Below are 9,307 nucleotides of genomic sequence, written 5' to 3'. Positions count from 1 at the left end.
GCTGCGCTACCGGATCGGCTGGGAGGCGCAGCCCGATTCGCCGGAACCCGTGCTCAGCGGTCGCTGGGTGGTGCTCACCCCGCCCGGCGACGAGCTCGGCGCGGACTGTGCGCGGGCCCTGTCCGAGCACGGGGCCGACGTCACCGTCGTGGACGGTTCGCCGGCCGATTTGCCCGAACGGCTCGCGCCGCTGGGACCACTGAGCGGCGTCCTCTCGCTCCTGGCATCCGGCGCGCGCCCGGCGGTGGACACGGTCCGGCTGATTCAGGCACTGGCCGGGATCGAGGTTCCGGTGTGGTGCCTGACCCAGGGCGCCGTGAGCGCCGACGGTGCGCAGGTCGACCCCATCCAGGCCGAGGTGTGGGGCGTGGGCCGGGTCGCCGCGCTCGAACACCCCCGGAGCTGGGGCGGGCTGGTCGACCTGCCGCCTTCGCCGACGGACACCACGTGGGCCCGCTTGTGCTCGGTGCTCACCTCGGACGAGGACCAGGTCGCGCTCCGCGAGCGCGGCGCGTTCGTCCGCCGGCTGCACCGCGCCCCGCTGGCCGCGGCCCCGCCCGTCCGGGACTGGCGCCCGGCCGGCACGGTCCTGGTCAGCGGCGACACCACCGCGGTCGGCCCGCTGCTGACCGAATGGTTGCTGGACAACGGGGCCGGCCACGTCGTGCTGACCGGCGCCGGCGAGTACGGCGACGAGCGCGTGACCGCCGCGGACTGCGACCCGGCCGACCGGGAAGCCATGGCCGCATTGGTGCGCGGCTGGTCCGAGACAGGACAGCCGATCCGCACGGTCGTGCACGTCGGCGCCTTCCCCGGCCTGCGCCCGCTCGCCGAACTCGATCCGGACGAGCTGTCCGGCTCGCTCGCGCGGGCTGCCGGCGGCGCCGACCACCTCTCGGAGCTGCTGGGCGCCGATCTGGACGCCTTCGTGCTCTTCTCCTCGGTCACCGGCACCTGGGGCGCCGGGGAGCACGCCGAGCACGCGGCGGTCACCGCGCACCTCGACGCACTCGCCGAGCAACGCCGCTCCGCCGGGCTGCCCGCGACGTCGATCGCCTGGGGCGTCTGGGATCTGGGCCTGGACCGGGCCGATCACCGGCTCGGCGGCACCGCGCTGCTGCCCCCGCCGACCGCGCTGTCGGCGCTCAAGCAGGTGCTCGACCACGACGAAACGACCGTGGTCGTCGCCGACGTCGACTGGGACCGGTTCGTTCCCGTGTTCGGCACCGCCGGCGCGCGACCGCTGCTGCGCGGCGTGCCCGAAGCCCGGGAGGTCCTCGATCGCGTGCCGGAGGAAGCCGGCTCCCCGCAGGCGCACCGCTTCGCCGCACTGCCCGAGTCCGAGCGCGACCGCGTCCTGCTCGAGCTGGTCCGGTCGCACGCCGGCGCCGTGCTCGGCCTCACCGGGACCGAGGAGCTGCGGCCCCAGCGCCCGTTCCGCGACCTCGGCTTCGACTCGATGACCGGGGTGGAGCTGCGCAACGCGCTGAACACCGCCACCGGGCTGCGCCTGCCCGCGACCCTGGTCTTCGACCACCCGACTCCGGCGGCACTGGCCGGGCACCTGCGGGACGTCCTGTACGGCACGGCCACGGACGGCGTCGCCCCGGTTGCGGGTCCGGCCGACGAGCCGATCGCGATCGTGGCGATGAGCTGCCGCTACCCGGGCGGCGTGCGCACCCCGGAAGACCTGTGGCGCCTGGTGGCCGAGGGCCGCGACGCCGTCGGTCCGTTCCCGGCCGATCGCGGCTGGGATCCCGGTCTGTACGACCCCGAACCCGGAGCACCGGGCAAGACGTCGGTCTGGCGTGGTGGCTTCATCGACGGGTTCGCCGACTTCGACCCGGCGTTCTTCGAGATCAACCCGCGCGAGGCACTGGTGATCGACCCGCAGCAGCGGCTGCTGATGGAGAGCACCTGGGAGCTGTTCGAGCGGGCGGGCATCACCCCGGACACCCTGCGCGGCAGCCGGTCGGGCGTCTTCATCGGCAGCAACATCCAGGACTACGCGGCCCGGGTGCTCGCCGGTGAGGACCTGACCGGCGGCTACGCGGGCATGGGCAACTCGGCCAGCGTGCTCTCCGGCCGGCTGGCCTACCTGTTCGGCCTGGAAGGCCCGGCGATCACCGTCGACACCGCGTGCTCCTCGTCGTTGTCGGCCCTCCACATGGCGGTCCAGGCGCTGCGGCGGGGGGAGTGCACGATGGCCGTGGCCGGCGGCGTGACCGTCATGTCGTCGCCGCTGAGCTACGTGGAGTTCAGCAGGCAGCGTGCGTTGGCCACTGACGGCTATTGCCGCGCGTTTTCCGACGACGCGAGCGGGACAGTGCTGTCCGAGGGCGTGGGCCTGCTGCTGCTGGAACGGGTTTCCGACGCCGAGCGCCACGGCCACACCGTGCTCGGTCTCGTCCGCGGGTCGGCGGTCAACCAGGACGGCGCCAGCAACGGGCTGAGCGCCCCGAACGGACCGGCCCAGCAGCGGGTCATCCAGCAGGCACTGGCCGACGCCCGGCTGGCACCGTCCGATGTGGACGCCGTCGAGGCACACGGGACCGGCACCCGGCTCGGCGACCCGATCGAGGCGCAGGCGCTGCTGGCGACCTACGGCCAGGAACGCGCGGTGCCGCTGCTGCTGGGGTCGCTGAAGTCCAACATCGGCCACGCCCAGGCCGCGGCGGGGGTGGGCGGCGTGATCAAGATGATCATGGCCATGCGCCACGGCCTGTTGCCCCGGACGCTGCACGTGGGCACGCCGACCAGCCACGTGGACTGGTCCGCCGGTTCCGTGGACCTGCTGACCCAGGCCCGGTCCTGGCCGCGCTCGGACCGGCCGGTCCGGGCCGGGGTGTCGTCGTTCGGGCTGTCCGGCACCAACGCCCACGTGATCCTGGAACAGGTGCCCGACAGCCCCGCGCCGCCGGAAAGCCCGCGCGGCGCGGGGATCGTCCCCCTCGTCCTCTCGGCGAAGACGACCCCCGCTCTGCACGCCCAGGCCGCGCAGCTCGGTGCCCTGCTGGCGGACCACCCCGAGCTGGAACCCGCGGACGTCGGCCACTCGCTGGTCAGTACTCGCGCCACGTTCGACTGCCGCGCGGTGGTGCTCGGCGAAGACCGGGCGGAACTGCAGGCCGGGCTCACCGCGCTCGGCGCGGGAAAGCCCGCCGGCACGGTGCTGTCCGGCACCGCCGCACCGGCCGGCGGCCCGGTGTTCGTCTTCCCCGGCCAGGGCTCGCAGTGGGACGGCATGGGCCGGGAACTGCTCGCCGGCTCTCCGGTGTTCCGCGCGGAACTGCTCAGGTGCTCCGCGGAGTTCGAGTCCCTGCTGGGCTGGTCGGTCCGGGACGTGGTCGAAGGCGCGGCCGGGGCGATGGACCTCCGGCGCATCGACGTCGTGCAGCCCGTGTTGTTCTCCGTCATGGTGTCGCTCGCGGCGCTCTGGCGTTCGCTGGGCGTCGTCCCGGCCGCCGTGACCGGCACCAGCCAGGGTGAGATCGCCGCCGCGTACGTGGCGGGCGAGCTCGACCTCGCCGACGCGGTCCGCGTGGTCGGGCTCCGCAGCCGGCTCCTGGCCCAGCGGATGGTCGGCCGGGGCGTGCTCGCCTCGGTCGCGCTGCCCGTGGCCGAGCTGCGGGCGCGCCTGCACGGGAGCCTGACCCTCGCCGGGATCAACGGGCCCGGCCTGGCCACCGTCGCGGGCGAAACCGAGGCGGTCGAGAGCCTGGTCGCCGAGCTCACCGCCGAAGGGATCCGGGCGCGGCTGGTGGCGTCCACGGTGGCCACGCACTGCGCCCAGGTCGACGAGCTGGAGGCCGAACTGGCCGAGCTGCTGGCCGGCGTGCGGCCACGCCCCGGTCAGGTGCCGTTCTACTCGGCCGTCACCGGTACCCAGCGGGAACCGGGCACGCTCGACGCGGGCTACTGGTTCGCCAACATGCGGGAACCGGTGGCCTTCGACCGTGCCGTCGGCAGCCTGCTCGGCGCGGGGTTCCGGGCCTTCGTCGAAGTCAGCCCGCACCCGGTGATGGGCATGGCGATCCAGGCGAACCTGGACGAGGCCGCCACGACCGCGGTCGTGGCCGGCAGCATCCGCCGCGACGACGGCGGGCTGCGCCGGATGCTCACTTCACTGGCCGAGGCGCACGTCGGTGGCATCCCGGTCGACTGGCGGGCCGCCTTCGCCGGCCGCGGTGCCCGACGAGTCGAGCTGCCCACCTACCCGTTCCAGCGCCGGCGCTATTGGCCGCACTACGCGACCCCGGGCGCACAGCAGGACCAGGGCACCCTGGGCCACGCGGTGCTGACCGGCAGCACCGCGCTGGCCGGGGACGCCTGCCTGCTCACCGGCGGCCTCAGCGCCGGCGCACACCCCTGGCTCCGCGGCCGGGCGGTGCCGTCTGCGCTGGCCGAGCTGGCGGTCCGCGCCGGCGACGAGGTCGGCTGCGACCTGCTCGCCGAGCTCACGGTCCGGGACGCGGTCCTGCTGCCCGGCGAGGAGGACCGGCAGCTCCAGGTGCTGGTGGCCGGGCCCGGTGCTACGGGGAGCCGTGAGTTCACCATCCACTCGCGGGACGCGGGCGGGCCGTGGACGACCCACGCCACCGGGTCCCTGGCCGTGGCCGGCCGGGTGCCGTCCTTCGACCTGGCGCAGTGGCCGCCGCACGGTGCCGAGCCACTGCCCGGGGCCGCGCCCGCCTGGCGCAGCGGAGCCTCGACCTTCGTCGAGGTCCAGCTGGCCGGGGAGCGGCGGGAGGACGAGTTCGTGCTGCACCCGTTGCTCCTGGAAGCCGTGTTCTCGGCGGCTTCCGCGGGCGTTCCCGTTGCTTGGCGGGGATTCGTGCTGCACGCCACCGGCGGGTCGACGCTGCGCGCGGAGCTCACCGACCAGGGCGACGGCTGGTGGGCCGTGCGCATCGCCGACCACGACGGTGATCCGGTCGCCTCGATCGCGGGCGTGCGCACGGGCCCGGCGATGCCTCAGCAGCGCCAGGTGCCCGGCGACGCCTTCTTCGGAATGGACTTCATCGAAGTCCCCTTGCCCGAGGGAACCGCCGGCGAAGTGCGCCGGGTGGCCGGACCCGAGGAGCTGGCCCAGCTCGGCTCCGGGCCCGCGGCCGTGCTCGTCGAACTCAGCGGCAAGCGGGACGCGCAGGCCGCCACGGCGGCCGCGGCGGAACTCGCGCAGACCTGGCTGTCCAAGGACGAACCGGCGGGAGCCAGGCTGGTCGTCCTGACGCGCGGAGCCGTCAGCGCACTTCCCGGCGAGGACATCACCGATCTCGCCCACGCCCCGGTCTGGGGGGTGATCCGCTCGGCGGAGTCCGAGAACCCGCACCGGTTCACGGTCATCGACACCGACGGAACCGCGGCGTCGGAAGCCGTGCTCGACCGGGCCGTCGCGTCCGGCGAACCCCAGCTCGCCCTCCGGGACGGCCGTGTCCTCGTGCCCCGCCTGCGGCGGTTGGTGGCCGGCCCGCCCGGGACCGGCGTCCTGGACCCCGGCGGCACGGTGCTGATCACCGGTGGCACCGGAGCGCTGGGCCGGGTGCTGGCCCGGCACCTCGCGACCGCACACGGGGTGCGGCACCTGCTGCTGGTCAGCCGCAGCGGGAAGCGGGCACCGGACCTCGACCGGCTCACCGCCGAACTCCGCGAAGCCGGGGCCGAGGTGACCGTGGCCGCCTGCGACGTGGCCGACCGCGCCGCACTCGCCGGGCTCCTGGCGACGGTGCCGGCGGACCGGCCGCTGACCGCCGTCGTGCACGCGGCCGGGGTCCTCGACGACGGCCTGATCGGTTCGCTGACCCCGGACAAGATCGACCGCGTGCTGCGGCCCAAGGTCGACGCCGCGTGGGCGCTGCACGAGCTGACCAAGGACGCCGGGTTGGCCGCCTTCGTGCTGTACTCCTCGGCGGCTTCCGCGTTCGGCGGTGCCGGGCAAGGGAACTACGCCGCCGCCAACGCGTTCCTGGACGCGCTGGCGGCCCACCGGCGCGCCAACGGACTGCCCGGCCTCGCACTGGGCTGGGGCTACTGGGCCGGCCCCGGCGGCGCGATGACCGGCCACCTGGACCGGGCCGAGCTCGCCGGCCGGATGGCGAGGACCGGCGTGCTGCCGATCGACGAGCGGGACGGCATGGCGTTGTTCGACGCCGCGCTGGGCTCGGACCGCGCTTCGGTCTTCCCGGTGCGCTTGAACCTCGCGCAGCTGCGGTCCCTGGCCGCGAGCACCCCGTTGCCCGCGGTGCTGCGCGACCTGGTGCGCACGGTCGCGCGCCGGGTCGTCCGCGAGGACTCCGGCGCGGACCGTTCGGCGCTGACCAGGCTGGCCGGCCTGCCCGCCGCCGAGCGGGTCGAGGCGTTGACCGAGCTGGTCCGCAGGACGGTCGCCGAGGTGCTCGGGCACGGGACCGTGGCCGACGTCGAGCCGGCGAGGCCGTTCAAGGAACTCGGGTTCGACTCGCTGGCCTCGGTGGAGGTGCGCAACCGGCTGGCCGCCGCCACCGGGCTGCGGCTGCGAGCCACGATCGCCTTCGACCACCCGACCCCGGGCGCCGTCGCCGGGTACCTCGCGGCCGCCCTGTTCCCGGAGGCCGTCGAGCCCGGGCCCGAGCCGGACGAATTCGACGACATGGACGTGGAAGCGCTCGTGTCACTGGCCCTTGACGACAACCCGTCCTGACCGAAGGAGCCCGATGGGTGTTTCGCCGGAACGGCTCGCCGAAGCGCTGCGCGCGGCGCTGCGCGAGAACGAGAAGTTCCGCAAGCGGCAGCAGCGGCTGTCCGAGCCGGTCGCCGTGGTGGGCATGGCGTGCCGCTTCCCCGGCGGCGTCGGCTCGCCCGGGCAGCTGTGGGACTTCCTCGTGCAGGGGCGCGACGCGATTTCCGGGCCGCCGGCCGACCGCTGCTGGGACCCGGCGGCGCTGCCCGTGGCCGGCGGCGGGTTCCTGCACGACGCCGCCGAATTCGACCCGGCCTTCTTCGGCATGTCCGAGACGGAGGCGCTGGCCTCGGATCCCCAGCAGCGGCTGCTGCTGGAGCTGTCCTGGGAGGCGTTCGAGCACGCCGGGATCAACCCGGACCCGTTGCGCGGCAGCCGGACCGGCGTGTACGCCGGAGTCATCTTCCACGACTACGCGTACCGGCTGCCGGAGCCGCCCAGCGACATCCCCGGCTACCGGTACTTCGGCAGCGCGGGAAGTGTCGCCGTGGGCCGCCTGGCCTACACCTACGGGTTCGAGGGACCGGCACTCGCGGTCGACACGGCCTGCTCGTCGTCGCTGGTCGCCGTCCACCTGGCCGTGCAGGCCCTGCGCCGCGACGAGTGCTCGCTCGCGTTGGCCGGTGGTGTCGCGGTGATGTCCACCCCCGAACTGTTCGAAGAGACCGTCCGCCAGGGCGGCGGCCTGGCTCCCGACGGCCGGTGCAAGTCGTTCGCCGCCGCCGCCGACGGCATGGGCCTCGGCGAGGGGGCCGCGCTGGTGGTCCTGGAACGGCTCAGCGACGCCGAGCGCAACGGACACCGGGTGCTCGGCCTGATCCGGGGCACCGCCGTCAACCAGAGTGGCGCGGGCAACGGCTTCAGCGCACCCAACGGCCCCACGCAGGAACGGCTGGTCCGCGCGGCGCTGGCGGACGCCGGACTCGGACCGTCCGAAGTGGACGCCGTCGAGGCCCACGGCACCGGGACGCCGGTGGGTGACCCGATCGAGGCCAATGCCCTGATCTCGGTCTACGGCCAGGACCGGGCCGGAGAACTGCTGCTGGGGTCGATGAAGTCGAACTTCGGGCACACCCAGGCCGCGGGCGGGGCCGGGGGGCTGATCAAGATGGTGCAGGCCATGCGCCATGGGGTGCTGCCCAGGACCTTGCACGTGGACGCCCCGTCACCGCGGATCGACTGGGCCGGCGGCGCTGTCCGGCTGCTCACCGAGAACCACGACTGGCCCGGGACCGGCCGCCCGCGCCGGGCCGCGGTGTCGGCGCACGGCGTGAGCGGAACCAACGCCCACGTGGTGCTCGAGGAGTACGCCGGTGCCGCCGCCGTTCCACCGGCACCGCGCGGCCCGGTGCCGTGGGTGCTGTCCGCGCGGACCCCCGCCGCCCTGCACGAGCAAGCCGAACGGCTGCGCGAGCACGTGCTCGCCCACGACGAACTGACGGTGGCCGACATCGGCCGTTCGCTGGCCGCCCGGGCGGTGTTCGGCTACCGCGCCGCGTACGTCGCCGCCGACCGGCAGGATTTTCTCCGCCGGCTGGCCACGCGCCCCCCGGCGTCGCGTGCGGAGCCCGCTTTCCGGTTCGTCTGGGAAACCACCGAGACCGATCAGGTCCATCCCGACCTCCGCCAGTGGTTCCCGGAGGCTCGTTCGGCCGGTGCGCTGGCCGGCCGGCTGGCCGAGCTCGGCGCCCGGCCCGCCGCCGGGCCGGGCGCGACGGTCGTGCCACTCGCCGTCACCTCCGCGCACGCCCTGCTGGCCGTCCTGTCGGACCTGTACGTCCGCGGCGCACCCATCGACTGGGCCGCGCTGTTCGCCGGTACCGGCGCCCGGCTGGTCGACCTGCCCACGTACCCCTTCCAGCGCCGGCACTACTGGCTGGCGGGGAAACCTCGACAGGAGGGACGGCTTGGCCATGGAAGGCACTGAAAACTTCGATTCCTATCCGGAGGCGTTGCACGCGAAAGTGGCCGCGGCGCAGGCGGGCTGGGAGATCGCCGTGTGCGCGCGGCACGCCGTGACGCCCGAGTACTACTGGCGGCACGACACCGATGCCGCCGCGCTGCACGCCGCGAAGGCGCTGACCGGCTTGGCGGCCCGGTACCTCGAACGCGCCGTGGTCGCGGCCCGGGCCGAGGGCCTCAGCTGGACGACGATCGGCGACGTGCTCGGGCACCCCGATCCGGAGAAGGCTTTCGCCACCGCCGTCAACGGCTGGACCGCGGAGCTGGCCGCAGTGCGGCGGGGGCTCCCCGGCGACGAGCCGAGAGCCAAGCTCGACTGGGTCGTCGACACACCGTGGTGGACCGAGGCGCTGCGGAAGTGGCTGGTCGACCCGGGCCGGAACATCCTGGACAAAGTCAGTGACCCGGTACCGCCGGACGGCACCGGCCTGTGGCGTTCGCACGAAGACGAAGAGCGGTACTTGCCGGATGACGGGAGCCTGCTGCCGTGACACCACAGTTCGGCGAGATCCAGCAGGCCATCCTGACCGGTGAGGCGGCCGTGGTCGGCTCGTTGCCGGTGCCCGAGAGTTATCGCGGGGTGACGGTGCACGCGGACGAGGTCGGGATGTTCGAGGGCCTGGAGAG

The 9,307-nt window shown here is 74.5% G+C and carries 2 protein-coding genes and 2 pseudogenes; all 4 read left to right on the top strand.

Features of this window, described 5'->3' with window-relative positions; all coding sequences use genetic code 11:
• Positions 1-49 precede the first annotated feature (49 nt).
• Positions 50-6,679, top strand: coding sequence for an SDR family NAD(P)-dependent oxidoreductase (locus tag I4Q55_RS47495; RefSeq protein WP_374194551.1), 6,630 nt, complete (start codon positions 50-52; stop codon positions 6,677-6,679).
• 13 nt (positions 6,680-6,692) lie between these two features.
• A pseudogene (locus I4Q55_RS47490) lies at positions 6,693-8,645 on the top strand (beta-ketoacyl synthase N-terminal-like domain-containing protein); the annotation flags it as partial.
• Positions 8,632-9,171 carry a hypothetical protein gene (locus I4Q55_RS47485; RefSeq protein WP_206797545.1) on the top strand — a complete coding sequence of 180 codons (540 nt, stop codon included), beginning with the start codon at positions 8,632-8,634 and terminating at the stop codon, positions 9,169-9,171. The pseudogene I4Q55_RS47490 and the gene I4Q55_RS47485, both read left to right, overlap by 14 nt.
• Positions 9,168-9,307: pseudogene (locus I4Q55_RS50865) on the top strand (crotonyl-CoA carboxylase/reductase); the annotation flags it as partial. The gene I4Q55_RS47485 and the pseudogene I4Q55_RS50865, both read left to right, overlap by 4 nt.

It is taken from the genome of Amycolatopsis sp. MtRt-6 (genome assembly GCF_017308975.1).
In the GTDB taxonomy this organism is placed as follows: Bacteria; Actinomycetota; Actinomycetes; order Mycobacteriales; family Pseudonocardiaceae; genus Amycolatopsis.
This window is presented reverse-complemented; position numbering and strand designations above follow the sequence as displayed.

What these genes read in the sequence shown, in the direction of transcription:
- I4Q55_RS47485 (WP_206797545.1), top strand. Translation starts at nt 8,632, where the DNA reads ATGGAAGGCACTGAAAACTTCGATTCCTATCCGGAGGCGTTGCACGCG.